20 protein-coding genes are annotated in these 25013 nt (G+C 66.5%); 5 read left to right on the top strand and 15 right to left on the bottom strand.

Features of this window, described 5'->3' with window-relative positions:
- Positions 1 to 43: 43 nt before the first annotated feature.
- The 11 genes from C0R46_RS02315 to hemB all read right to left on the bottom strand — a co-directional run bounded on the left by C0R46_RS02315 (position 44) and on the right by hemB (position 11021).
- Entirely contained in the window at positions 44 to 2194 is a 2151-nt protein-coding gene (locus tag C0R46_RS02315) for a sodium-translocating pyrophosphatase (protein ID WP_102957961.1), read from the bottom strand.
- A gap of 123 nt (positions 2195 to 2317) precedes the next feature.
- Positions 2318 to 3550, bottom strand: a complete 1233-nt coding sequence (locus tag C0R46_RS02310) for an MFS transporter (RefSeq protein ID WP_102957960.1) — start codon at positions 3548 to 3550, stop codon at positions 2318 to 2320.
- Positions 3550 to 4071: a transcription antitermination factor NusB gene (gene nusB, locus C0R46_RS02305; RefSeq protein ID WP_102957959.1), complete on the bottom strand. Its 522-nt coding sequence runs from the start codon at positions 4069 to 4071 to the stop codon at positions 3550 to 3552. Before nusB ends, C0R46_RS02310 begins: the two co-directional genes overlap by 1 nt.
- A gap of 4 nt (positions 4072 to 4075) precedes the next feature.
- Positions 4076 to 4525: a 6,7-dimethyl-8-ribityllumazine synthase gene (locus C0R46_RS02300; protein ID WP_102957958.1), complete on the bottom strand. Its 450-nt coding sequence runs from the start codon at positions 4523 to 4525 to the stop codon at positions 4076 to 4078.
- Between the two features lie 97 nt (positions 4526 to 4622).
- A complete protein-coding gene (locus tag C0R46_RS02295) occupies positions 4623 to 5240 on the bottom strand; it encodes a riboflavin synthase (RefSeq protein WP_102957957.1) in 618 nt (205 codons plus the stop codon).
- On the bottom strand, positions 5240 to 6418 hold the full coding sequence (gene ribD / locus C0R46_RS02290; protein ID WP_102957956.1) for a bifunctional diaminohydroxyphosphoribosylaminopyrimidine deaminase/5-amino-6-(5-phosphoribosylamino)uracil reductase RibD: 1179 nt from the start codon (positions 6416 to 6418) through the stop codon (positions 5240 to 5242). The genes C0R46_RS02295 and ribD overlap by 1 nt, the downstream gene beginning before the upstream one ends.
- Positions 6405 to 6884, bottom strand: a complete 480-nt coding sequence (gene nrdR, locus C0R46_RS02285) for a transcriptional regulator NrdR (protein WP_102957955.1) — start codon at positions 6882 to 6884, stop codon at positions 6405 to 6407. The genes ribD and nrdR overlap by 14 nt, the downstream gene beginning before the upstream one ends.
- A gap of 6 nt (positions 6885 to 6890) precedes the next feature.
- Positions 6891 to 8210, bottom strand: coding sequence for a serine hydroxymethyltransferase (gene glyA / locus C0R46_RS02280; protein ID WP_102957954.1), 1320 nt, complete (start codon positions 8208 to 8210; stop codon positions 6891 to 6893).
- A gap of 284 nt (positions 8211 to 8494) precedes the next feature.
- Positions 8495 to 9244 (bottom strand): arginyltransferase, encoded by a 750-nt coding sequence (locus tag C0R46_RS02275; protein ID WP_102957953.1) that lies wholly within the window; start codon positions 9242 to 9244, stop codon positions 8495 to 8497.
- A 182-nt stretch (positions 9245 to 9426) separates the two neighbouring features.
- A complete protein-coding gene (locus C0R46_RS02270) occupies positions 9427 to 9900 on the bottom strand; it encodes an RDD family protein (protein ID WP_102958567.1) in 474 nt (157 codons plus the stop codon).
- 89 nt (positions 9901 to 9989) lie between these two features.
- Complete coding sequence (gene hemB, locus C0R46_RS02265; RefSeq protein ID WP_102957952.1) at positions 9990 to 11021, bottom strand: porphobilinogen synthase; 1032 nt, start codon at positions 11019 to 11021, stop codon at positions 9990 to 9992.
- 261 nt (positions 11022 to 11282) lie between these two features.
- Here hemB and C0R46_RS02260 point away from each other — a divergent pair, with 261 nt between their 5' ends.
- From C0R46_RS02260 to C0R46_RS02250, 3 genes are all read left to right on the top strand, one after another.
- Positions 11283 to 11717 (top strand): DUF6163 family protein, encoded by a 435-nt coding sequence (locus C0R46_RS02260; RefSeq protein WP_102957951.1) that lies wholly within the window; start codon positions 11283 to 11285, stop codon positions 11715 to 11717.
- A gap of 174 nt (positions 11718 to 11891) precedes the next feature.
- A complete protein-coding gene (gene ldtR / locus C0R46_RS02255) occupies positions 11892 to 12401 on the top strand; it encodes a transcriptional regulator LdtR (RefSeq protein WP_102957950.1) in 510 nt (169 codons plus the stop codon).
- Positions 12402 to 12675: 274 nt separating this feature from the next.
- On the top strand, positions 12676 to 14016 hold the full coding sequence (locus C0R46_RS02250; RefSeq protein ID WP_102957949.1) for a L,D-transpeptidase family protein: 1341 nt from the start codon (positions 12676 to 12678) through the stop codon (positions 14014 to 14016).
- Between the two features lie 276 nt (positions 14017 to 14292).
- Here C0R46_RS02250 and parC read toward each other — a convergent pair whose 3' ends face one another.
- Positions 14293 to 16539: a DNA topoisomerase IV subunit A gene (gene parC / locus C0R46_RS02245; RefSeq protein ID WP_102957948.1), complete on the bottom strand. Its 2247-nt coding sequence runs from the start codon at positions 16537 to 16539 to the stop codon at positions 14293 to 14295.
- 186 nt (positions 16540 to 16725) lie between these two features.
- Between parC and C0R46_RS02240 the strand changes: the two genes are divergently transcribed.
- Positions 16726 to 17943: a hypothetical protein gene (locus C0R46_RS02240; protein ID WP_102957947.1), complete on the top strand. Its 1218-nt coding sequence runs from the start codon at positions 16726 to 16728 to the stop codon at positions 17941 to 17943.
- Between the two features lie 99 nt (positions 17944 to 18042).
- Here C0R46_RS02240 and aspS read toward each other — a convergent pair whose 3' ends face one another.
- Positions 18043 to 19830 carry an aspartate--tRNA ligase gene (gene aspS / locus C0R46_RS02235; RefSeq protein ID WP_102957946.1) on the bottom strand — a complete coding sequence of 596 codons (1788 nt, stop codon included), beginning with the start codon at positions 19828 to 19830 and terminating at the stop codon, positions 18043 to 18045.
- A 184-nt stretch (positions 19831 to 20014) separates the two neighbouring features.
- On the opposite strand from aspS, the gene rnd reads away from it, so the two are divergent.
- A complete protein-coding gene (rnd, locus tag C0R46_RS02230; RefSeq protein WP_102957945.1) occupies positions 20015 to 21169 on the top strand; it encodes a ribonuclease D in 1155 nt (384 codons plus the stop codon).
- 44 nt (positions 21170 to 21213) lie between these two features.
- Here the strand turns inward: rnd and ppx are convergent, their stop codons facing one another.
- Complete coding sequence (gene ppx / locus C0R46_RS02225) at positions 21214 to 22725, bottom strand: exopolyphosphatase (RefSeq protein WP_198598217.1); 1512 nt, start codon at positions 22723 to 22725, stop codon at positions 21214 to 21216.
- Positions 22718 to 25003 (bottom strand): RNA degradosome polyphosphate kinase, encoded by a 2286-nt coding sequence (locus C0R46_RS02220; RefSeq protein ID WP_102957943.1) that lies wholly within the window; start codon positions 25001 to 25003, stop codon positions 22718 to 22720. The genes ppx and C0R46_RS02220 overlap by 8 nt, the downstream gene beginning before the upstream one ends.
- Positions 25004 to 25013: the final 10 nt, after the last annotated feature.

Here is a 25013-nt window from a genome sequence, read left to right as displayed (position 1 = left end):
TTTTCTTGTTTCAGGCGCGACGGCGAAGCGGTCGCCAAGCCGCTCAGCTGTGCGACAGCACCGCGAGGAGCAGAAGCGCCACGATGTTGGTGATCTTGATCGCCGGGTTCACGGCAGGGCCTGCAGTGTCCTTATAGGGATCGCCGACCGTGTCACCCGTCACCGACGCCTTGTGCGCTTCGGAACCCTTCAGGTGACGCGTGCCGGCGGTATCGACGAAGCCGTCCTCGAAGGACTTCTTGGCGTTGTCCCAGGCGCCGCCGCCGGACGTCATGGAGATCGCCACAAAGAGGCCGGTGACGATGACGCCGAGCAGCATCGCGCCGACCGCCGAGAAGGCCTGGCTCTTGCCGGCGATCAGAAGAACGCCGAAATAGACGACGATCGGCGCCAGGACCGGCAGGAGCGAGGGCAGGATCATCTCCTTGATCGCCGCCCTCGTCAGGAGGTCGACGGCCCGCGCATAGTCCGGCCGCTCCGTGCCCGCCATGATGCCCGGCTTCTCGCGGAACTGGCGGCGCACCTCTTCCACCACGGCGCTGCCGGCGCGTCCGACCGCCGTCATCGCCATGCCGCCGAAGAGGTACGGGATGAGGCCGCCGAGCAGCAGGCCGACCACGACGAACGGGTTGGTCAGCGAGAAGTCCGGCGCGACGCCCTGGAAATAGGCAAAGCCCTGCCCCGCCTCGGCCTGCGCCACGAAGTAGCGCAGGTCATAGTTGTAGGCCGCGAAGAGCACCAGCGCGCCCAGGCCCGCAGAGCCGATCGCATAGCCCTTGGTGACGGCCTTGGTGGTGTTGCCGACGGCATCCAGCGCGTCGGTCGAGCGGCGCACGTCGCTCGGCAGCCCAGCCATCTCGGCAATGCCGCCAGCATTGTCGGTGACGGGACCGAAGGCGTCGAGCGCGACGATCATGCCGGCGACACCCAGCATCGAGGTCACCGCGATGCCGGTGCCGTAGAGGCCGGCCAGCTGATAGGTCGCAACGATGCCGGCGACGATCACCAGCGTCGGCAGTGCCGTCGCTTCCAGCGAGACGGCGAGACCCTGGATGACATTGGTACCATGCCCGGTGACGGAGGCCTGGCTGATCGAGCGCACCGGGCGGAAGCCGATGCCGGTGTAGTATTCGGTGATCCAGACGATGAGCCCGGTGACCGCCAGGCCGACGATGCCGCAGATGAAGAGATTGAGACCGCTGATCGGGAAGCCGGCCGTCGATTCGCCGAGGTCGCCGAAGCCGATCGTGGCAGCTGTCGCTGCGGCAATGCCGAGGATCGACAGCAGCGTCGTCGCCCACAGACCCTTGTAGAGCGCGCCCATGATCGAGCCGTTGCGGCCGAGCCGGACGAAGAAGGTGCCGACGATCGAGGTGAGGATGCAGGCGCCGCAGATGGCAAGCGGGTAGATCATCACCGTGCCGATCGCCGCGTTGCCGGCAAAGAAGATCGCACCCAGCACCATGGTGGCGACTACGGTCACCGCATAGGTCTCGAACAGGTCCGCGGCCATGCCGGCGCAGTCGCCGACATTGTCACCGACATTGTCGGCGATCGTGGCCGGATTGCGCGGATCATCCTCCGGTATACCGGCTTCCACCTTGCCGACGAGATCGCCGCCGACATCCGCACCCTTGGTGAAGATGCCGCCGCCCAGACGCGCGAAGATGGAAATGAGCGAGGCGCCGAAGCCGAGCGAGACGAGCGCGTCGATGACGGTGCGGTCAGACGGCGCCAGCCCGAGCGAGCCGGTGAGGACGAAGAAATAGACGGTGACGCCGAGCAGCGCGAGGCCGGCGACGAGGAGACCGGTGATCGCACCGGACTTGAAGGCGATGTCGAGACCGGCGCTGAGCGAACGGGAGGCGGCCTGCGCGGTTCGCACATTGGCGCGCACGGAGACGTTCATGCCGATGAAGCCGGCGGCGCCCGAGAGGATCGCGCCGATCAGGAAGCCGATGCCGGCATAGAGCGACAGGAGCAGTGCGGTCAGGATGAAGACGACGACGCCGACGATCGCGATCGTCGTGTACTGGCGCATCAGGTAGGCGCGCGCGCCCTCGCGGATGGCGCCGGCGATCTCCTGCATGCGTGGCGATCCCTGGTCGCTCGCCAGGACCGATCGCGTCGCCCAGACGGCATAGACGATCGAGAGCACTCCGCAGACGATGACTGCGGACAACACTGTTGTCATGACGGCCCCTTCCTCCTCGCCGGTTCTCTGCCGGCCAATTCGCCGGTCCGCGCCGCCCTTTGTCGGATGCGGCGGTCCAGCCGGGCAGGAGGTTATCTCAGGGCTTAGGCTCGTCAAGCCGAGCTATGTGGCCAAGCGCCTGCGTCTTGAAGCGAACACGCTCTGGCCCAGGAGCACGAGGAGGCAGAGACCGACGATCGGAAAGACGGCGACGTTCATCCAATACCAGCCCGCAGCATCGAGGACCCGGCCCGAGAGGAAGGACGACAGCGCGACCGAGCCGAAGAGGATGAAGTCATGCAGTCCCTGCGTCTTGCTTCTCTCGGAGGGGCGGTAGGTCTCCGCCACGAGCGCGGTGGAGCCGATGAAGCCGAAGTTCCAGCCGAGCCCGAGCAGGATAAGGCCCACCCAGAAGTTCCAGATCTCGATGCCGAGCAGCGAGACCGTCGCGCTGGCGAGCAGGAGCGCGAGGCCGGCGCCGATGATGGCGTGCTTGCCGAAGCGCTGGATCAGCCGTCCCGTGACGAAGCTCGGCGCGAACATGGCGAGCACATGCCACTGGATGCCGAGGAAGCCGACATCCTCCGGCAGGCCGCAGCCGACGATGGCAAGCGGTGCGCCCGTCATGACGAAGCTCATGATGGCGTAGCTGACGACGCCGCACAGAAGCCCGGTGAGGAACTTCGGCTGGCGCAGGATCTCCGGCAGCGGGCGCGCCGGACCGTTGTCCGCCTCATGGTCGGTGTCGACCCTCGGTGGCAAACGCAGGAGCGAGAGCACGAGCGTCCCCAGCACGGCCAGGACGACGATGCCGATGAAGGGTCCGGCGAAGGGCGTCGTCGGAAAGGCGTCGCGGGTGAAGCGTACCAGCTGCGGCCCGATGACCGCGGAGAACAGCCCGCCGGTGAGGACGATCGACACGGCGCGGGCACGCAAGGCCGGTGCCACGCCGTCGAGCGCGGCAAAGCGATACTGCTGCACGAAGGCCGCACCCATGCCGACCAGCAGCAAGGCAAGTGCGAAGGCGGCAAAGCTGGAGGCAAACAGCGCAGCCGCAGCGGCGAGGCCACCGAGGCCGGTGATGACGGTGCCGCAGCTCAAGCCCAGGCGGCGCCCGAGATGGCGCATCAGCGCGGCGGCCGGCAAAGCACCGAGCGCGACGCCGATATTGAAGCTGGTCACGGGCAGTGTCGCCAGGCTCTTGGCGCCGCCGAGCAGCCAGAAGCCGGCAAGACCGCCTGTCGCGATCGAGATCGGCGATGCGGAGCCGACGATCGCCTGCGCAACCGCAAGAACATAGGCGTTGCGCCGCGCCGGTGCGTTGTGCAGCCCCGCCTCAGCGGCGGATGCCACCATCAGGAGGCGCCCCGCGCCTCGCCGGAGCCCCCACCGCCACTGCCGCCCCTACCCTCCCCGCGGATGCGCCGCGAGATGCGATCGAGGACGCCGTTGACGAGGCGCGGCTCGTCCTCCTCGTAGAAGGCGCGTGTGACGTCGAGATATTCGTTGATGATCACAGCGACGGGCACGTCCTTGCGGCTCATCACCTCATAGGCGCCGGCCCGCAAGATCGCGCGCAGCGTCGTGTCGAGCCGCGACAGCGGCCAGTCCTGCGGCAGCGAGGAATGGATCAGCGGGTCAAGTGCCGTCTGGCCGCGCACGACGCCGGAAACGATGTCGCGGAACCAGGCCGCATCGGCATCGCGATAGGTGTCGCCGTCGATCTCGCGGCCGAGGCGGTAGGCCTCGTATTCAGCGACGGTCTCAAGAAGGCCGGTGCCGCCGACATCCATCTGATAGAGGGCCTGAACCGCCGCCAGGCGCGCGGCGCCACGTTTGTTCGCGGGCTTGATCGGACGGGGTGCCGGCTCGGCCATGGCGTCAGCTCCCGAAGCGATCGCGGAGGGCGATCATCGTCAGCGCGGCCGAGGCGGCATCGCCGCCCTTGTCCTTACGGGTCGGCTCGGCGCGCACCAGAGCCTGCTCCTCGTTCTCGACGGTGAGGATGCCATTGCCGATGGCAAGGCCCTCGGCCACCGTCATGTCCATGATGGCGCGGCAGGACTCGTTCGCCACGATGTCGAAGTGGTAGGTCTCGCCGCGGATGACGCAGCCGAGCGCGACGAACCCGTCATAGTCGGTGCCGCCGAGATCGGCACCTGCCACGGCAAAGCCGATCGCGGCAGGGATCTCCAGTGCGCCCGGCACGGTGACGACGTCGTAGGTCGCGCCCGCCTTCTCCAGCCGCGCCTTGGCGCCGGCGAGAAGATGGTCGGCGATGTGGTCGTAGAAGCGCGCTTCGACGATCAGGATGTGCGGCGTTTCGGCCATCGAATGTATTCCTCAAGAGCTGCCGGAGCGTGTCACGCCGCCATCTGAATCCAACGCGCGACGGCCGCCGCCGTCCCACTCCAGAGGAGAGGACGTGTCAGGAACGTGCGGCACCCGGTGCGAACAGGCGCTCCGCATAGCGCGCAATCTGGTCGACCTCAAGGTTGACGTGGTCCCCAACGGCGCGCTCGCCCCAGGTCGTGACCTCCAGCGAGTGACGGATCAGCAGGACGTCGAACACATCGTCATCCACCGAATTCACGGTCAACGAGGTGCCGTCGAGGCAGACCGAGCCCTTCTTCGCGATGAAGCGCTTGTCCTCCGGTGCCGCGCGGATGCGGAAGCGCACGGCCTCGCCCTCCTCCTCGCGGGCGACGATCTCCGCCTGCCCATCGACATGGCCGGAGACGAGGTGGCCGCCGATCTCGTCGCCGATCCGAAGCGATCGTTCGAGGTTTATCGCGGTGCCCTCGCGCCATGTTCCGGCCGTGGTGAGGCGCATCGCCTCCTCCCAGGCCTCGACGGTGAACCAGCGCTCGTTCGACCCTTCGGTTGGAAGGCTCGTCACGGTCAGGCAGATGCCGGAGCAGGCGATGGAGGCACCGATCTCGATCGAGGCCGGGTCATAGGCGGTGGCGATGCGAAAGCGGCTGCCGCCCGCGAGCGCCTCGACGCTGTCGATCCGACCGATGTCGGTGACGATCCCGGTGAACATCAGGCGGTCTTCCTTTCGAATTCGAGCCACTCATCCTCGCCCAAGCGCTCACGCCGCGTCGGCCGGTAACGCCTCAACGCGTCTGAGCGGTCGATCGGGGACTGAATGCCATCCCTGCCGATCTCCCGGGGACTCTCGATGAGGATCAGACGATCGACGAGATCCTGGTCGAGAAAGGCTGCAGCGCCCCGCGCGCCGGCCTCGACCAGGACGCTGGAGACACCGGAGGAGACCAGATCGTCGAGAAGCTCGGGCAGCGCGATCATGCCGGTGGCAGGATCGGCTTCGGCGGCCAGGAATTCGCAGCCGGCATCGATGAAGGGCTGGCGCATCGCCGCGGTCACCTGCGGCAGCACGGCCAGGGCCGTTGGCACGTCGCGGGCAGTCCGGACGATGCGCGCGGTGGGGGAGATCGACAGGCGCGGATCCAGGACGATGCGACGCGGCGAGCGGTCTTGCAGTCCCGGCAGGCGGCAGGTCAGCAGCGGATCATCCTCGATGACAGTGCCTGTGCCGACGATCACCGCATCGGCCCGCGCGCGCAGGAGATGCGTCTGCCGGTTCGCAACGGCCCCGGTGATGGCGACCTGGCCGCGGCCGCGATGGCCGATCCGGCCGTCGGACGAGAGGGCAAGCTTCAGCACCACCTCCGGGCGGTGGCGGGCGTGGCGCAGCAGGTAGCCGGACATCGGCTTGCCGGCCTCCGCGGCCATCACCTTCGGCAGGACCTCGATACCCGCCGCCGTCAGGATCGCGTGCCCCTTACCGTCGACGCGCGCGTCGGGATCGGACGCGGCGGAGACGACGCGCGCCACGCCGGCGGCCACCAGCGCCTCGGCACAGGGCGGCGTTCGGCCGTGATGGGCGCAGGGCTCCAGCGTGACATAGGCGGTGGCGCCACGGGCAAGCTTCCCGGCCTCGGCAAGTGCGATCGTCTCGGCATGCGGCCGGCCGCCGAGAGCGGTGATGCCGCGGCCAACGATCACGGGTCCATTGCCATCGTGGCGCACGATCAGCGTGGCGACTGACGGGTTGGTCGCGGTCAGTCCGACATGCCGCTCCGACAGGCGGATCGCCGCGGCCATGAAGCGGCGGTCGAGATCCGACACGACCGCGCCTCCCTTCGACTGTGCTGACGGTTCGGACACGCTGCCGCCGATGCCGTCAGGCGCCGTCATCCGGCGCGGATCGCGCCGGACGCGATAGCTCGCCGATGACGGTTTCGAAGTCGCGGGCCTCGCGAAAGTCGCGATAGACCGAGGCGAAGCGCACATAGGCGACGTCGTCGAGACCCTTCAGAGCCTCCATGACCATCGAGCCGATCTCCTCGGACGGAATTTCCGCCTCGCCGGATTGCTCCAGCCGGCGGACGATGCCGTTGATCAGCCGCTCCACCCGCTCTGCCTCGACGGGCCGCTTGCGCAGTGCCGTCTCGACCGAGCGAGCCAGCTTGTCACGATCGAAGGGGACCCGCTTACCGGACTTCTTGGTGACGGTGAGCTCGCGCAGTTGCACGCGCTCGAAGGTCGTGAAGCGGCCGCCGCAGTCGGGGCAGACGCGCCGGCGCCGGATCGCCCCACCGTCCTCGGCGGGGCGCGAATCCTTCACCTGACTGTCCTGCGAACCGCAGTAAGGGCAGCGCATCACGCCTCAGCCAAGGGCGGGATAGATCGGGAAATGGTCCGTCAGCGCGGTCACCTTCTCCTTCACCCGCGCCTCGACGCTGGCGTTGCCTTCGTCGGAGTTCGCCATGCGAAGGCCGTCCAGCACTTCGACGATCAGGCGGCCGACCTCGCGGAACTCAGCTGTGCCGAAGCCGCGCGTCGTTGCCGCGGGCGTGCCGAGACGCACGCCGGAGGTGATCGTCGGCTTCTGCGGATCGTTGGGCACGCCGTTCTTGTTGCAGGTGATCGCCGCGCGGCCGAGCGCCTTCTCCGAATCCTTGCCGGTCAGGTTCTTCGGGCGGAGATCGACCAGCATCAGATGCGTGTCAGTGCCGCCGGAAACGATGTCGAGCCCGCCCTCACGCAGCGTCTCGGCCAGCGCCTTGGCGTTGTCGACCACCGCCTTGACGTAGGACTTGTAGGCGGGCTTCAGCGCCTCGCCGAAGGCCACGGCCTTGCCGGCGATGACGTGCATCAGCGGGCCGCCCTGCAGGCCCGGGAAGACGGCCGAGTTGATCTTCTTGGCGATGTCCTCGTCATTGGTGAGGACGAGGCCCCCGCGCGGCCCGCGCAGCGTCTTGTGCGTCGTCGAGGTCACGACATGGGCGTGCGGGAACGGGCTCGGATGCTGGCCACCGGCGACGAGGCCGGCAAAGTGCGCCATGTCGACCCAGAGGATCGCACCGACCTCGTCGGCGATGGCGCGGAACCGCGCGAAATCGATCCGCCGCGAATAGGCCGAGCCCCCGGCGACGATGATCTTCGGCCGGTGCTCCTTGGCGAGGCGCTCCACCTGGTCGTGGTCGATCAGACCGGTCTCGATGTCGAGGCCGTACTGGATGGCATTGAACCAGCGGCCGGAGAGGTTCGGCTTGGCACCGTGCGTCAGGTGACCACCCGCGTCGAGGCTCATGCCGAGAATGGTGTCGCCCGGCGCCGACAGCGCGAAGAGAACCGCCTGGTTCGCCTGGCTGCCGGAATTCGGCTGCACATTGGCGTAGCCACAGCCGAAGAGCTGCTTGGCGCGCTCGATCGCCAGCGTCTCGGCGACGTCGACGAACTCGCAGCCGCCATAGTAACGGCGGCCCGGATAGCCCTCGGCGTATTTGTTGGTGAGGACGGAGCCCTGCGCCTCGAGGACGGCGCGCGAGACGATGTTCTCCGAAGCGATCAGCTCGATCTCATGCTGCTGGCGATGCAGCTCGTTCTTCATCGCGGCGAACAGCTCCGGATCGGATCCGGCGATCGTACCCGAGAAGAAGTCCGAGAAATCGTTGGACGGCTGGATGCGCTGCGCCTCGCTCATGGCACTCTTCCCCTCATGGACGATCGGCGGCGCCAGTCCGGCCCCTGCCGCTCTGAATTCGGCGGGGCATAGCACAGGCCTTTCGGCGATGCCACGAAGGGCGCGACCTCGAAGGTCGCTCTATCGAAAGCGCCGACAGCTCGACATGAACTGCGCCAAGACCGGCGCCGCTCAGGCGCCCTGGGCCACACGCGGTCCTGCCACCTTCAACCACATATCCGCTGGGCTCTGAGGATGACGAGCTTGCGGTCACGGCACCGCGCGGAGCCGGGTGGCGCGGGTGGTCACTCCGGCCGGAAGCGCTCCCAGCCCTTCGGTCGCAGATGCTCCTGCGGCTGGAAGCGGATCTTGTAGTCCATCTTCGGCGAGCCCTCGACCCAGTAGCCGAGATAGAGATAGGGCAGTCCGAGCTCCCGCGTGCGCCGGATATGATCGAGAATCATATAGGTGCCGAGGCTGCGGTCCGGCTCGTCGGGATCGAAGAAGGAGTAGACCATCGACATGCCGTCGCTCATCACATCGGTCAGTGCGACGGCATGGAGCTCCTTGTCGGAACGCTGGGTGAAACCGGAGTCCGGTCCCTTGCGGCGATACTGGACGACGCGCGTGTCGACCTGGCTGTCCTCCACCATCATGGAATAGTCGAGCACCGACATTTCCGACATGCCGCCATTGCGATGACGATGATCGAGATACCTGCGGAACAACGCATATTGCTCGGTCGACGGCTCGGCCGGCGCCATGCGGCCAATCAGATCGCGATTGCGGGCGAGAACTCGCCGCATCGAGCGGGTCGGCTCGAATTCGTCGACGAGGATGCGGACTGAGATGCAGGCGCGGCAGCGCTCGCAAGCCGGGCGGTAGGCAATGTTCTGGCTGCGGCGAAAGCCGCCCTGCGACAGGAGATCGAGAAGCTCAGGCGCACGATCCCCGATCAGATGGGTAAACACCTTGCGCTCGAACTGGCTCGGCAGATACGGGCAGACCGACGGCGAGGTCAGGAAAAACTGAGGCGTCTGCGGATGCACCGTCATTGTCGGCGTCACTCCTCGATCACTGACAGCCGGCCGCCAGCCTGGCCGAGAGTAGGCCTAGCGGCGGCTGACTGCAAAGAGGCGATCGCCGCACGCAGCGGTGTCGCCTCGTCTTATCCACCTGAGATAGACGCTGATGGCTCTGCGGTCCGCTGCGGCCAATCGCCCCGCCGCGGCGCAGCTCAGCGGTCGCGAATCACAACCGTGCCGAGCAGAAGATCGTGCAGCAGCTGCTTGCGACGGGTGAACAGGCCGACCAGCAGGATGAACGGCGTCAGCACGGCATTCGATGCCCAGAAGATCACGCCGTGCAGAACCGCGAGCACCGGATCGACGCGTCCGCCATCGAGCCGCTCGACGCGGATACCCGCCATGCGCATCCCGGGCGTCGCCTGGTGCCGGCCGCCCATCGTGAAGGCGACGTAGGGGATGGCCACCAGCGGCAGCAGGATTGCGTAGAGCCCCCAGGCAAGACCCAAGGAAAGGATGCCGAGGAGGAAGATCACGATCGCCACAGGGATCGCCAGCAGGATCACCAGCGAATAGTCGACGACGAAGGACAGCATCCGCCGGCTGCGCACGCCCTCATAGGCGCGCGGCGAATCGAGATCGCTGGCGTTGCGTCCGTAGAGCGTCGTCGTCGCGTGGTCCGTCATCATGGCCTCCGAGGCTCGGCAGCATGTCCTGCCACGAAAGACATGGTGGGTGCGCCCGACGGCTGCAATACGCAATGCCGTGCCGCGGCTCAGCCGCGGCGCAGCGACTCCGCCACGCGCGGCGAGAAATAGCTGAGGACCCCCGCCGCCCCGGCGCGCTTGAACGCTGCCAGGCTCTCCATCATCGCGCGGTCGCCGTCGATCCAGCCGTTCTGGGCGGCGGCCATGATCATCGCGTATTCGCCGGAGGTCTGGTAGGCGAAGGTCGGCACGCCGAACTCCCGGGACAGCCGCGAGACGATGTCGAGATAGGGCATGCCCGGCTTGACCATGATCATGTCGGCGCCTTCGGCGATGTCCTGCGCCGCCTCGCGGATCGCCTCGTCGCTGTTGCCGTAGTCCATCTGATAGGTGCGCTTGTCGCCCTTCAGGGTCGAGCCGACGGCATCGCGGAACGGGCCGTAGAAGGCCGACGCGTATTTCGCGGCATAGGACATGATCATGGTGTCCCGCAGACCCGCTTCGTCCAGCGCATAGCGGATCGCGGCCACCCGGCCGTCCATCATGTCGGAGGGGCCGACGATGTCGCAGCCGGCTTCGGCCTGCACCAGAGCCTGCTGGCAGAGCCGCTCGATCGTCGCATCATTGTCGATCCGCTCGCCGATCATGACGCCGTCATGGCCATGGCTCGTATAGGGATCGAGGGCAACATCGCAGAGGATGCCGATCTCCGGCACGGCCGCCTTGATCGCGCGTGTCGCGCGGCAGACGAGGTTGTCAGGATTGAGCCCCTCGGTTCCGAAGGCGTCGCGCTTGGTCGCGTCGGTATAGGGGAACAGGGCGATCACGGGGATGCCGAGATCCGCCGCCCGGCGCGCGGCGTCCGCGCAGCCCTCCACCGAATAGCGCATCACGCCGGGCATCGATGACACCGGCTGCGGCTCGCCGCCGCCTTCCCGCACGAAGATCGGCCAGATCAGGTCGTCGGCGCCAATGCAGGTCTCGCGGACCAGCCTGCGCGTCCAGTCATTCTGGCGCAGCCGCCGCATCCGGAGACGGCCGGTGGCATTGTCGATGCGTTCCGTGACTGCCGGAGCCGCGGCTTCCACTCGCTGCTGCATGCGTATCTCTTCAGTTCGTCTCGGTTCGCCCGGGTCGGCATGATCCGTCGGAACGGCGGAACGCCGGCGCTTTCGATTGGCTTTGCGCCTCGGTAAGCTCTTAAAGCCATGCCCGCAAGCCGAAGGTCGCGGCCGATCGCCCTTCGCCGCGGATGGGAACGGGCATGGTCGCCGATCTCGGATAAGGTCACGGCACGGCTGTCGCCTTTGGCATGTGACGGCCGACATAACGAGGGACCGCATGACAGGACACCGAGGCTTATGACGATCGGACTACCGCAGCAGGACGCCGGTGAAACCCTCAACCGCCTCTTGACGGTCTGGCTCTTCCGGATCGCCTCCCTCGCCTTCTTCGCGGTAGGCATCTTCTACTGGACGCGGCTCGTCGGCGTTGAGGAAGGGCCGCTGCGCCGCTTTGACCTGATGCCCTACTGGTGGCAGATCGCGGCGCCTGCCCTTGCCGTGCTCTACCCTGTCGCCGGCGTCGGGCTCTGGATGCTGGTCGGCTGGGGCGCCGCGGTCTGGGTGATCACCGCGGCGATCGAGGCGGTGATGCATCTCGGCTTCCCGCATCTCTACGGACCGGGGACGATCGCGCTCAGCCTGCACGGCTTCGGCATCTCGCTCCTGGTGATGTTGCGCCTCGTCCGATGGTTAGAGCGACGCCGCAAACATCGCCGGCGTCATGGTGGATGAGATGCAAACGCCGGCGGCCGAATGTACCGGATGTTAAGCACACAATTGGACGCGATGATGTAAGGCGCTGTTAAGCCTGGGGTTTAATTCGAATTTTAGAGGCGGGCCGTACTGTTGAAGACAAGATGGGGTCATCCAAGAACATCCATCACAAGCAACAGCGGAGCCGATACTATGAACACCCAGACCAAGCGCGAAGCCGCCAGCCAGACCGAAGAGAAGACCGAGCTCAAGGGCCTCTATCTCGAAACCCTGCAGCTCGTCGAACGGCTTCACCGCCGCCTGCTCGACGTGATCAAGGACGAGTTCGACCGCAGCGGGCGGACGGACATCAACGCCGTGCAGGCGCTGCTCCTCTTCAACATCGGCGACGCCACGCTGACGGCCGGCGAGCTGCGCTCGCGCGGCTTCTACCTCGGCTCGAACGTCTCCTACAATCTGAAGAAGCTGGTCGACCTCGGCTTCATCAACCACCAGAAGTCGCGTGTCGACCGCCGCGCCGTCCGCGTCTCGCTGACGAAGTCGGGCCTGGAAGTCGCCAGCAAGGTTGCCGAGCTCTATGACCGCCACATCGGCTCGATCGACAAGGTCGGCGGTCTGGACGAACAGGAGTTCCAGAAGATGAACCGGTCGCTGCAGCGCCTCGACCGCTTCTGGAACGACCAGATCCTCTACCGCCTCTGAGGAAGGGCCGGCGAACCGGCCGGCTTCTAGAGACACCTGCCTCGCGCGCCGGGCCGATCATCGGTCGCGGCGCCGATGGCGTTGAACGACGCCAGGCTGACCAGACGCTCCCCGGCGCCTGCCGTACTTCATGCTTTGGCCATATTGTCATGACTAAGCAGACGCTTCACGCGGCATCCAAATTGCAGCCTTTGGCAAGCGCCGCGTTTCCATTCCGTTTACCACGTCAGCGCCATAGTGCGCGCCGTTACGGATGAGCAAGCGAGGGGCAAACATGCAGAGCACGAAGCGGTTCGGAACGTCGATGCTGTCGCGTCGGGCGTTCGTTCTCGGCGCGGCGACGGCCGGCGCCGCCATGGCTTCCGGTTCGGCATTCGCGCAGAACGCACTCAGCGACCTCCTGGCCGCCCCGAGCCGCGGCAACTGGGACGACCAGTTCGACACGCGCGGCGCCAGCGTCCGCAGCGTCTCGACCAACGCGCCGGTCTTCTCGGCGAACACCGTGCAGTCGCTCGGCATGGCAATCAACAATTACAGCCAGATCGTCTCGGCGGGCGGCTGGCCGATGGTGCCGGAAGAAGGCAAGCTGCAGCTCGGCGTGCAGTCCGGCGCTGTTCAGGCGCTGCGCCAGCGCCTGATGGTTTCCGGCGACCTTCCCTCGTCGGCCGGAAACTCCTCCGCCTTCGACACCTATGTCGACGGTGCGGTGAAGCGCTTCCAGTCGCGCCACGGCCTGCCGGCTGACGGTGTCGTCTCGACCTATACCTACAAGGCGCTGAACGTGCCGGCCGACATGCGGCTGCGCCAGCTGCAGACGAACCTCGCGCGCCTGCAGACGCAGCTGCAGACCGATCCCGGCCAGCGCTTCGTCATGGTCAACGTGCCGGCAGCGGCGATCGAGGCCGTCGAGAACGGCCGCATCGCGCAGCGTCACACCGCCGTCGTCGGCAAGATCGACCGGCAGACCCCGCTGCTCAACTCGAAGATCACCAACCTCAACCTCAATCCGTACTGGCATGCGCCGGCGTCGATCGTCCAGAAGGACATCATCCCGCTGATGCAGAAGAGCCCGGATTACCTCGCCAAGAACGACATCCACATCTTCGCGCCCGACGGCAGCGAGATCCCGCCGGAGTCGATCAACTGGCATTCGAACGACGCGGTGAAGTACCTGTTCCGCCAGGAGCCGGGCAAGAACAACGCGATGTCCTCGGTGAAGATCAACTTCCCGAACCCCTATGCCGTCTACATGCACGACACGCCGCAGCAGAGCCTGTTCTCCAAGCTGATGCGCTTTGAGTCCTCCGGCTGCGTGCGCGTGCAGAACGTGCGCGACCTGATCGTCTGGCTCGCCCGTGACGAGCCGGGCTGGGATCGCCAGTCGATCGAGAAGGTGATCGCCACGCGCAAGCGCCAGGACATCAACCTGGTTCAGCCCGTGCCGGTCTACTTCACCTATATCAGCGCCTGGGCGACCGATCCGAGCGTGGTGCAGTTCCGCGACGACATCTACCATCGCGACGGCGAGGAGCAGCTCGCCATGAACGACCTGCAGGCCACCGCCTATTCCGCCGGCCAGAAGAACCCCTACGCCTACGCCGATACACCCTTCTGAGACGTCGGCTAAGCACCATTGACGAGCTTGCAATCGCGGGATGCCCATGGCGTCCCGCGATTTTCGTTTTTAGGGGATGACGATAGCGAAGGGCTCTCTGACCGCGTGTTGACCGAGGCCGGCAGGTGCGGTTGCGCCGCACTCCTCCAGCGCCTCGTCGTCACGACGCGTGCCGCAGTAGGCAGAGATCGATTTATATAGGCACGACATCGCGGGCAGACATTGCCGCCGCGATCCCACGTCACTGGCCTGTCAGGCGTCAGAGTTTCCGGCGACTCAGCCGAAGCGGCCGCTTTTCGGGAAGCCCTTTGGCACCATGCGGCCGGCCTGTGCGCGGTCGCCGCGCCACTCCAGGAGCTCGGCCTCCGAGCGCGTGAACAGCCGTCCCGCGGTGTCGTGCCAGGACAGCCCCTCCGCCATGCGGAAGATGCGCACGTCCGACAGGCCGCCATCCTTGAAGCGCTGCAGGCGAACGCCCTTGCCGCGCGTCATCTCCGGCACCTGGATCAGCGGGAAGACCAGCATCTTCCGGTTCTCCCCCACCACGGCGACGCTGTCGCCGGTGATGGGAACGGCCAGCATCAGGCGTACCTGGCCGGCGACGTTCATGATCTGCTTGCCCTTGCGCGTGCCGGACAGCATCTCGTTCTCGGACACCACGAAGCCGCTGCCGTCGCTGGAGGCAACCAGCCGCTTGCCGGCGGGATCGACGACGAAGCCGAGGACAATGTCCTGATCATCGTCCATGTCGATGGCCAGACGCAGCGGCTCGCCCAGTCCGCGGCCGCTCGGCAGCTTGTCGGCGCCGAGCGTGAAGGCGCGACCGCCGGTCGACAGGAAGACCAGCTTGTCCGTCGTCATCGCCGGGATTGCGAATTTCAGCGAATCGCCCTCGCGGAAGGTCAGCGTCGCGGGATCGGCGACATGGCCGCGCATGGCGCGTAGGAAGCCCTTCTGCGACAGGACGACCGTCACCGGCTCCTTCTCGATCATCGCAACCGCGATGTCGTCGAGCGCGCGGCTTGGTGCATCGGCAAAGAGCGTCCGGCGCTTGCCGAGCTTGGTCTTCTTGGAAAAGGTCTCGCGCACCTCGCGGATTTCGCCGGCGATGGCGGCCCACTGGCGCTCGGTCGATCCGAGCAGCGCCTCCTTCTCCGCTTTCTCCGCGCTCAGCGCGTCGTGCTCGCGCTTGAGCTCGAACTCCTCGAGCTTGCGCAGCGAGCGCAGCCGCATGTTGAGGATCGCCTCGGCCTGAACATCCGTCAGTTCGAAGGTCCGCATCAGCTCCTGCTTCGGCTCATCCTCCTCACGGATGATGCGGATCACCTCGTCGAGGTTGAGGAAGGCGATGATGTAGCCGGACAGCACCTCAAGCCGCCGCTCGATCTGCCCGAGGCGGTGATTGGTGCGGCGGACGAGGACGTCGCGAAGATGCGCCAGCCACTCCGTCAGCGCCTCCTTCAGCGAGAGGACCTTCGGCACCTTGCCGCCGGAGAGGACGTTCATGTTGAGCGGGAAGCGCGTTTCCAGATCGGTTAGCCGGAACAGCGACTCCATCAGGAGCTCGGCATCCACCGTCCGGCTCTTCGGCTCCAGAACGACACGGACGTCCTCGGCCGACTCGTCCCGGATGTCGGCCAGCAGCGGCAGCTTGCGGGCCTGCAGCAGGTCGGCGATCTTCTCGATCAGCTTCGACTTCTGGACCTGATACGGGATCTCCGTGACGACGACGACATAGCCGCCGCGCCCTTGCTCTTCCTTTTCCCAGCGGGCGCGAACACGGAACGAGCCGCGGCCGGTGTCGTAGGCCTCACGAATCTGCGCCCGGCTGTCGACCACGACGCCGCCGGTCGGGAAATCGGGACCCTGCACGAAGCGCAGCAGCGTGTCGGTGTCGGCCTCGGGGCTCTCGATCAGCTTCAGCGCCGCATCGCAAAGCTCGGCGGCGTTGTGCGGCGGGATGTTGGTCGCCATGCCGACTGCAATGCCGGACGAGCCGTTGGCGAGGAGGTTCGGGAAGGCGCCCGGCAGGACAACCGGCTCCTGATCCTCTTCATTGTAGGTCGGGCGGAAATCGACCGCGTCCTCGTCGATCCCGCGCAGCATCAGGACGGCGACGTCGGTCATCCGCGCTTCGGTGTAGCGCATCGCCGCCGCGCTATCGCCGTCGATATTGCCGAAGTTGCCCTGCCCGTCGACGAGGGGATAGCGGACGGAGAAATCCTGGCTGAGCCGCACCAGCGCGTCGTAGATCGACGCATCGCCATGCGGGTGGAACTTGCCCATGACGTCGCCGACGATGCGGGCGCACTTCTTGTAGCCCTGCCCCGGATCCAGCCGCAGCACGCGCATGGCATGGACGATGCGGCGATGCACCGGCTTCAGGCCGTCGCGCACGTCGGGCAGCGCCCGGCCCATGATGGTGGATAAGGCATAGGCGAGGTAGCGCTCCTCGAGCGCCGCCTTCAGGTCGATCGGTTCGATGTCGCCGCCATCGCCCGGCGGATCGAGTGGCTTGCCCATGAACCGGGGTTAGAGCACGGGACGCGACAGAACAAGACGGGAACGGACTTTTCCAAAGCTTTTACGCCAAAACGTTCCACCTCTTTGTCGCAGCCATACTGCGCTCTACATTGGGCGCCACACCGAAGGGCAAATTCTTGCCGGCCTCGCGGAACGCGGGCCGGCTCTTTCCGCAAGAGGGAACCGATGCTTCACAACACACCGCGCTGGGCCGTCGCCACGCTGGCCTTCACGCTTCTTGGATCCAGCTCGGCCTTTGCGGTCGATGCCGGTGCCTTCGGCGAGCGGCTGAAGTCGGTGTTGAGCGCGCAAGGGCTGTCGCTCACTTACGCATCTGCCGACGAGGCCGGCAGCGATGTCGTCCTGCGCGCCATGAAGGTCGGCGCTCCCGGCGAGGCCGGCACCGACATCGGCGATGTCACCTTCGCCGGCGTGACCGGCTCGACCGAGGAGGGCTGGAAGATCGCCAGCATCCCGATCAAGGACATCGAGAAGACGGAAGGCGCGACCAAGGTCAGCGTCACCAACATCGCCGTCGAGGAGATCGAGATCGTCGGCACGGCCGGCGATGCAGCATCCAAGGCGGCGTCGGAGATCTTCTTCAAGCACGCCGCTGTCGGCAATGTCACCGTCACCGAGGACGGCAAGCCGGGCCTGACGGTGGACGGCAGCGAGGTGACCAACACGGTCGGCGAGAACGGCGCGATCTCCAGCGAGTTCAACCTCGGTGACTTCAATGCCGACTTTTCCGTCGGCAAGCCGAACGAGACGCAGGCTGTCATGCGCGAGATCGGCTACGAGAAGCTGTCGGGCTCGGCCAGCGGCATGGCGGCCTGGGATCCGACCAGCGGCGAGCTGAAGCTGGAGCCCTTCACGATCGCGGCCGAAGACGCGGGCGAGCTGAACTTCTCCTATTCCATCACCGGCTACACGCCGAGCTTCATCCAGTCGCTGAAGCAGCTGCAGCAGCAGATGACGGCCAACCCGCAGAACAGCCAGGCCTCCGGCATGGCGGTGATGGGGCTGATCTCGCAGCTCTACCTGAAGTCGGCCGAGCTCAGCTTCGCGGACGATTCGCTGACGGGTAAGCTACTCGACTACTATGCCAAGAAGAACGGCCAGTCGCGGGAGCAGCTGACCCAGAACCTCACCGCCATGCTGCCGGCGGTGCTCGGTTACCTGCAGAATCCGGAGTTCCAGAAGGAAGTGACCGACGCCGTCACCGCCTATCTCGCCGATCCGCAGTCGCTGACGATTTCCATCGCGCCGCAGAACCCGGTGCCGGCGGCGCAGCTGATCGGCGCCGCGATGGGCGCCCCGCAGACGCTTCCTGCGGTGCTGTCGCTCTCCGTGACGTCGAATGATGCCGAGGCGGACGAGGACGATGGCGGCGACGCCAACTAGGTCATATCGCTGACATGAAGAAGCCGCCGCGGCCTGGCCGCGGCGGCTTTGTCTTGTCTACATGCCGGCTGCTCCGCGCGTGAAGCGGCGCCTCTCGGCTCAGCCCTTCGGCGTCGGGGCCACGCGGATGCCGAGGTCGCGCAGCTGCGCCGTGGATGCCTCGTTCGGTGCGCCCATCAGGAGGTCGAAGGCCTGCTGGTTCATCGGGAACATGGCGATCTCGCGCAGGTTCTTGGCGCCGCAGAGCAGCATGACGATGCGGTCGACGCCGGCCGCCATGCCGCCATGCGGGGGCGCGCCGTAGTGGAAGGCGCGGTAGAGGCCGCCGAAGCGCTCCTCGACATCGGCCCGCGTATAGCCGGCGATCTCAAAGGCCTTCACCATCGTGTCCGGCAGCTGGTTGCGGATGCCGCCGGAGGCGATCTCGAAGCCGTTGCACACGATGTCGTACTGGAAGGCCTTGATCGACAAGGGCTCTTCGTTCGTCAGCGCCTCGATGCCGCCCTGCGGCATGGAGAAGGGGTTGTGCGCGAAGTCGATCTTCTTCTCCTCCTCGTGCCACTCGTAGAAGGGGAAGTCGATGATCCAGGCGAGCTCGTAGCGGTCGCGATCGACGAGGTTCAGATCCTCGCCGACGCGGGTGCGCGCAAGCCCGGCAAACGGGTAGAACTTCTCCGGCCGGCCGGCGACGAAGAAGCAGGCGTCGCCTGCTTCCAGACCGAGCTGCGTTCGGATGGCTTCGGTGCGCTCCTCGCCAATGTTCTTGGCGAGCGGTCCGGCACCCGACAGCGCGCCGTTCTCATCGCGCCAGAAGATATAGCCGAGGCCCGGCTGCCCCTCCCCTTGCGCCCACGAATTCATGCGGTCGCAGAAGGCGCGCGAGCCGCCGGTCTTGGCCGGAATGGCCCAGACCTCGACCTTCGGGTCGGCCGCGATCATGTTGGCGAAGACCTTGAAGCCGGAGCCGGCGAAGTGCTCGGTCACCGCCTGCATCTCGATCGGGTTGCGCAGGTCCGGCTTGTCGGAGCCGTAGGTGCGGATCGAATCGGCATACGGAATGCGGCGGAAGGTCTGCGACACCGGCTTGCCGTCGGCGAACTCCTCGAAGATGCCCCGGATCACCGGCTCCATCGTCTGGAAGACGTCCTCCTGCGTGACGAAGCTCATTTCGACGTCGAGCTGATAGAACTCGCCGTAGAAGCGGTCGGCGCGCGGATCCTCGTCGCGGAAGCAGGGCGCGATCTGGAAATACCGGTCGAAGCCGGACATCATGATCAGCTGCTTGTACTGCTGCGGCGCCTGGGGCAGCGCATAGAACTTGCCCTGGTGGAGGCGCGAGGGCACCAGGAAGTCGCGCGCGCCCTCAGGGGAAGACGCCGTCAGGATCGGCGTCTGGAACTCGGTGAAGCCTGCCTCGCCCATGCGGCGGCGCATGGCAGTGATGATCTCGGTGCGCCGCATGATGTTCCGGTGCAGCGTTTCGCGCCGCAGATCGAGGAAGCGGTAACGCAGCCGCACGTCTTCCGGATAGTCCGGCTCGCCGAAAACGGGCAGCGGCAGCTCGCTCGCCGCCGAGAGGATCTCGATCTCGCGCGCGAACACCTCGATCTCGCCGGTGGCGAGCTTGCCGTTTACCGTCTCGGCGGATCGGGCCTTCACCTCGCCGTCGACACGGATCACCCACTCGCCGCGCACCGTCTCGGCCACCTTGAAGGCGGGCGAGTCCGGATCGACAACGATCTGGGTCAGGCCATAGTGGTCGCGCAGGTCGATGAACAGCAAGCCGCCATGGTCGCGGATGCGATGCGCCCAGCCCGACAGGCGGACCGTCTCGCCGACATCGTCCTTGCGCAGGGCGGCGCAGGTGTGGCTGCGATAGCGATGCATGGCGTCTACTCTCGGCGTTCGATCGGGCCGCGCCGTGCCAGTCTCGTGCGACAGCGACGCAAAGCTCGGGAGTGTCTTCAGAATCGCCGCGGACAAGCGCACGACACCCTTGGCATGTCAAGATTTGCGACCGAAGCGCACGGCCCGGTTTCGCCTCGCGCTCGAGTTCGTCTAAAGAGGGTTCATGGAGCCGATCACCACTACCGATGCCCTCGCCGACGCTTGCCAGACGCTTGCCCGCGCCGAATTCGTCACCGTCGATACGGAGTTCATCCGCGAGACCACCTTCTGGCCGGAGCTGTGCCTGATCCAGATGGCCTCGGACGATCTGGCCGTCTTGGTCGATCCGCTTGCTCCTGGCATCGATCTTGCGCCCTTCTTCGCGCTGATGCGCGACCCCGGCGTCCTGAAGGTTTTCCACGCCGCCCGGCAGGACGTCGAGATCGTCTACAAGCTCGGCGGCTTCGTGCCCTCACCGCTCTTCGACACGCAGGTCGCGGCGATGGTCTGCGGCTTCGGCGAATCGATCGCCTATGACCAGCTGGTCGCGAAGACCACCAAAGGCCACATCGACAAGACCTCGCGCTTCACAGACTGGCGGCGTCGGCCGTTGACCGACGAGCAGCTGGAATATGCGCTGGCGGACGTGACCTATCTGCGCGACGCCTACCGCTTCCTGAAGGCACGCATCGACAGGGACGACCGCGCCCACTGGCTGGACGACGAGATGGCCGTGCTCGCGGCGCCTGAGACCTACGATCTCCATCCGGACGACGCCTGGAAGCGGCTGAAGCTGAGGGTGAAGAAGCCGATCGAGCTCGCCATCCTGAAGGAGCTCGCCGCCTGGCGCGAGCGCGAAGCGCGTCAGCGCGACCAGCCGCGCGGCCGCATCCTCAAGGACGACGCCCTTTACGAAATTGCCCAGCAGCAGCCGAAGACCGAGGAGGCGCTCGGGCGCCTGCGCACCATTCCGAAGGGCTTCGAGCGCTCCCAGATCGGGGCTCAGATTCTCGCCGCCGTCGCCCGCGCCCTGGCGATCCCGAAGGCCGAACTGCCGCCGATCCCGCGCGCGCCGCAGATGCCGGAAGGCACCTCGGCCGCCGTCGAGTTCCTCAAGGTGCTGCTGAAGATCGTCGTCGACGAAAAGGGCGTGGCGGCCAAGATGATCGCCTCCGGCGACGATCTCGAAAAGCTCGCCTGGAAAGGTGCCGAGGCCGACATCCCCGCGATGAGCGGCTGGCGCCGCGCCATCTTCGGCGATCGCGCCCTGGAGCTACTGGAGGGCAAGGCCGCCCTCGTCTATCGCAGCCGCAAGGTCGAGATCGTCGAGCTGAGCTGAACTGGGGCAGCATGGGCGGGCATTCAGCGCCCGCCCGCAAGGCTCTACCGCAGCTCGTAGCGCATCGGCCGGCCGACGATCTTGGCAAAGGCCTGCAGGCGCCCCTCCGGGCGCTCGCCGACGAGGCCGCCGAGCTCGCGCGGCACCAGCAGCGCCAGCCCCGAAGCGTCGCGGTCCCAGCCGAGGCGTCCGAGAACGCCGGGCATCGCCGCGGTCAGGAGATAGGAGACGCGGAACAGCCCGGCCAGGGTTCGCGCCCGCTCCAGAAGCCGCGCATCCACCAGCCGCTCGATCTCCGGCAGGAGCGCCTGATTGGTGCTGCCTTCGTGCCGATAGTAGTTCGTCAGGCCGAGATAGGCGCGGCCGGCATGGTCGACCGCCGGAAACGCCGCATGGGCGATGATCGACAGCGCCTGCTTGCCACGATAGTCCGGATGGGCGCGCCAGCCGATGTCGGCGAGGAGACAGGCGGCTTGGCGCAGACGTGCCTCCTCTGGAGTCTCGTCGATACCGAGCGCCGCGAAGGTCCGGCTGCTCCAGTCGACGAGTTCGTCGGCATGGGCCGGCGAGCGCGAGCGCAGCATCGCCATCTCACGCGCCGACTCGATCAGCGCATCCTTGGCCTTCTCCTCCTCGCTGAGGAGCGAATGAAGGTAGCCCTCGCGCAGACCGAGCGCCGAGACGACAATGCGCGCCGGCTTCACATAGCGGATGACGCTCTGCAGGGTGACCGCGCCATAGGCGAGCAGCGCGCGGCGGGATTTGGATACGGCGGTGATGCCGGGAAGTTTGTCCGGATCGCTCTTGGCGACAGCCGCCAGGAAGTCCGTCAGTCCTTCGGCCGGCATCTCGTAGCCATGCATCACATGCAGCGGGTAGTTCGCCTGCTCCATGTGCAACTTGGCAAGGTTGCGCCAGGTGCCGCCGACCGCATAGAAGGCGCGCCCGACGCCTCGATTGGCGAAGGGCGAGGCGGACAGATGCTCGTCCGCGATGGCCCGTGCCTTGGCCAGGCTGTTGCCCGACATGTCGCGCAGACGCAGGCCGCCGAGCGGCATGGTCACGCCGCCATCGAAACGGCCATCGGCCACGTCGATCAACTCGAGACTGCCGCCGCCGAGATCGCCGGCAATGCCGTCCGGCTTGTAGAAGCCGGCCGCGACCCCTTCTGCGGCGAAATGCGCCTCGTCCTCGCCGGACAGGATGCGGATCGGCTGGCCGATCGCTTCTTCCGCCCGGGCGATGAAGTCCGGGCCGTTCTCCGCCTCTCGGGCAGCGGCGGTGGCGATCGGATGCACCGCCTCGACGCCGCTCTGCTCGGCAAGGATGCGGAAGCGGCGAAGGGCAGCCAGTGCGCTTTCCACCGCCTCGTCATTGAGCCGGTTGGTCTTGGCGAGGCCGTTGCCGAGCCCGCTCAGCACCTTCTCGTTGAACAGCACCGTCAGCGCGCGGCCGTTTCCCTCGTAGACGACGAGGCGAACCGAGTTCGAGCCGATATCGACGACGGCTACGGGCACATGGCCCCGCAGCCGCCCCTGCGCATTCGCTTCAATCAAGGCGCGAATGCTCCGCGCGCTGTCGTGCGATAAGTCGTGGAGCATCCGTCTTCAACGCCTTGCCGCGCCCCGAAAGGCTGGGATTGGTCATGAAATAGCGTTGGGCGTTGAATGGTTGCTCTCCTTCGGACGGCAGCATCCGGCGCGACGTGCCGTCGGAGGCCACCGACCAGCTCTGCTGGTTGTCCAAGATGTTGCCGAGCATGATCTGCGACAGGACCTGGCTGTGGACGGTCGGATTGGTCAGCCGGACCATCGTCTCAACACGCCGATCGAGATTGCGGGGCATCATGTCGGCGGAGCCGATATAGACGAGCGCCTGCTCGGATGGGAGTCCCGCGCCGTTGCCGAAGCAGAAGATGCGGCTGTGCTCCAGGAAGCGGCCGACGATCGATTTTACCCGGATGTTGTCGGAGAGACCCGGCACGCGCGGCCGCAGGCAGCAGATGCCGCGCACCACGAGGTCGATCTCGACGCCAGCGCGGCTGGCGCGATAGAGCGCATCGATGATCTCCGCATCGACCAGCGAGTTCATCTTCATCCAGATCTGGCCGGGCTTGCCCTCCTTCACATGCTCGATCTCATCCATGATGTGCCGGATGATGCGGCGGCGCAGGCTGAAGGGCGAGACGGCGAGCTTTCGCATCTCCACCGGCTCGGCGTAGCCGGTGATGTAGTTGAAGACGAGCGAGACGTCGTGGGCGATGTCCGGATCGGCCGTGAAGTAGGAGAGGTCGGTATAGATCCGGGCGGTGATCGGGTGATAGTTGCCGGTGCCGATGTGGCAGAAGTTGACGAGCCGCCCCTCCTCGCGCCGCACCACCAGCGACAGCTTGGCGTGTGTCTTCTTCTCGATGAACCCGAAGACGACCTGCACGCCGGCGCGCTCCAGGTCGCGCGCCCAACGGATGTTGGCCTCCTCGTCGAAGCGCGCCTTCAGCTCGACGAGAGCCGTCACCGACTTGCCGGCCTCGGCCGCGTCGACCAGCGCGCGCACGATCGGGGAGTCGTTCGAGGTGCGGTAGAGCGTCTGCTTGATGGCGATGACGTTCGGGTCGAGCGCCGCCTGGCGCAGGAACTGCACCACCACGTCGAAGGATTCGTAGGGGTGATGGACGACGATGTCCTTCTCCCGGATCGCTGCGAAGCAGTCGCCATTGTGCTCGCGGATGCGTTCGGGGAAGCGCGGGATGTAGGGCGCGAACTTCAGCTCCTCGCGCGGCAGGCGGCAGAGCTGCGACACCGATTCCAGCGCCAGCATGCCGTCCATCACCGAGATGCGGTTCTCCGGCACGCCGAGCTCGGCGGCGACGAAGTTGCGCAGCGACTCCGGCATCACCGAATCGAACTCGATGCGGATCACCTTGCCGCGGCGGCGCCGCTTCAGTGCCGATTCGAACAGCCGAACGAGATCCTCGGCCTCCTCCTCCACCTCGATGTCGGAGTCGCGGATGATCCGGAAGGTGCCGGAGCCGCGCACGCGGTAGCCGGGGAACAGGCGCGAGATGAAGAGTGCGACGACGCTCTCCAGCGGCACGAAGCGGGTCTGCCCGGCGTCGTTGAGCGGCATCTCGATGAAGCGCGGCAGTGCGACCGGCAGGCGCAGCAGCGCGTTCATCTTCTGCGAATCGCGCTCGCGCATCAGCGACAGCGCCATGGAGAAGCCGAGATTGGGAATGAACGGGAACGGATGCGCCGGGTCGATCGACAGCGGCGTCAGCACCGGGAAGATCGTCTCGTCGAAATGCTTCTCGAGCCAGGCCTTGTCGCTCTTCAGGTCGCCGGCGCCGACGATCAGGATGCCGGCGGTGCGCAGCTCCTTCACGAGCTCGGCCAGCGAGGCCTGCTGCTCTTCCTGAAGCCGCCCGACCTCTTCGAGGATGCGGTCGAGCTGCTCCTGCGGCGTGAGACCGTCATCGCTGCGCACCGAGATGCTCTCACGCACCTGACCGGCCAGCCCGGCGACGCGAACCATGAAGAACTCGTCGAGATTGCCCGCCGAGATCGACAGGAAGCGGACGCGCTCCAGCAACGGGTGGTTCGGGTTCTGCGCCTCTTCGAGCACACGCCGGTTGAATTGCAGCCAGGAGATCTCGCGATTGACGAACCGGTCCGCCGGCAGCTCATCGGAGACGACCGGCTGAGGCTCCGGCTCGGCCACCGGCTCGATGATCTCGGCCTTCAGCGCATGCACGATGGACTCGACGTCGGCCGAGGGCGCCGGCAGATCGATATCCGCTTCGGTCAGTGCGGGCGTGTTCACAGGCTGTGTGGTCATGGGCTGAACT

Source organism: Mangrovicella endophytica, assembly GCF_002893625.1.
GTDB lineage: Bacteria > Pseudomonadota > Alphaproteobacteria > Rhizobiales > Rhizobiaceae > Mangrovicella > Mangrovicella endophytica.
This window is presented reverse-complemented; position numbering and strand designations above follow the sequence as displayed.

Excerpts from the sequence above, each read along its gene's own strand:
- C0R46_RS02315 (WP_102957961.1), bottom strand. The coding sequence starts at position 2,194 with ATGACAACAGTGTTGTCCGCAGTCATCGTCTGCGGAGTGCTCTCGATC.
- C0R46_RS02310 (WP_102957960.1), bottom strand. The coding sequence starts at position 3,550 with ATGGTGGCATCCGCCGCTGAGGCGGGGCTGCACAACGCACCGGCGCGG.
- nusB (WP_102957959.1), bottom strand. The coding sequence starts at position 4,071 with ATGGCCGAGCCGGCACCCCGTCCGATCAAGCCCGCGAACAAACGTGGC.
- C0R46_RS02300 (WP_102957958.1), bottom strand. The coding sequence starts at position 4,525 with ATGGCCGAAACGCCGCACATCCTGATCGTCGAAGCGCGCTTCTACGAC.
- C0R46_RS02295 (WP_102957957.1), bottom strand. The coding sequence starts at position 5,240 with ATGTTCACCGGGATCGTCACCGACATCGGTCGGATCGACAGCGTCGAG.
- ribD (WP_102957956.1), bottom strand. The coding sequence starts at position 6,418 with ATGACGGCGCCTGACGGCATCGGCGGCAGCGTGTCCGAACCGTCAGCA.
- nrdR (WP_102957955.1), bottom strand. The coding sequence starts at position 6,884 with ATGCGCTGCCCTTACTGCGGTTCGCAGGACAGTCAGGTGAAGGATTCG.
- glyA (WP_102957954.1), bottom strand. The coding sequence starts at position 8,210 with ATGAGCGAGGCGCAGCGCATCCAGCCGTCCAACGATTTCTCGGACTTC.
- C0R46_RS02275 (WP_102957953.1), bottom strand. The coding sequence starts at position 9,244 with ATGACGGTGCATCCGCAGACGCCTCAGTTTTTCCTGACCTCGCCGTCG.
- C0R46_RS02270 (WP_102958567.1), bottom strand. The coding sequence starts at position 9,900 with ATGACGGACCACGCGACGACGACGCTCTACGGACGCAACGCCAGCGAT.
- hemB (WP_102957952.1), bottom strand. The coding sequence starts at position 11,021 with ATGCAGCAGCGAGTGGAAGCCGCGGCTCCGGCAGTCACGGAACGCATC.
- C0R46_RS02260 (WP_102957951.1), top strand. The coding sequence starts at position 11,283 with ATGACGATCGGACTACCGCAGCAGGACGCCGGTGAAACCCTCAACCGC.
- ldtR (WP_102957950.1), top strand. The coding sequence starts at position 11,892 with ATGAACACCCAGACCAAGCGCGAAGCCGCCAGCCAGACCGAAGAGAAG.
- C0R46_RS02250 (WP_102957949.1), top strand. The coding sequence starts at position 12,676 with ATGCAGAGCACGAAGCGGTTCGGAACGTCGATGCTGTCGCGTCGGGCG.
- parC (WP_102957948.1), bottom strand. The coding sequence starts at position 16,539 with ATGGGCAAGCCACTCGATCCGCCGGGCGATGGCGGCGACATCGAACCG.
- C0R46_RS02240 (WP_102957947.1), top strand. The coding sequence starts at position 16,726 with ATGCTTCACAACACACCGCGCTGGGCCGTCGCCACGCTGGCCTTCACG.
- aspS (WP_102957946.1), bottom strand. The coding sequence starts at position 19,830 with ATGCATCGCTATCGCAGCCACACCTGCGCCGCCCTGCGCAAGGACGAT.
- rnd (WP_102957945.1), top strand. The coding sequence starts at position 20,015 with ATGGAGCCGATCACCACTACCGATGCCCTCGCCGACGCTTGCCAGACG.
- C0R46_RS02220 (WP_102957943.1), bottom strand. The coding sequence starts at position 25,003 with ATGACCACACAGCCTGTGAACACGCCCGCACTGACCGAAGCGGATATC.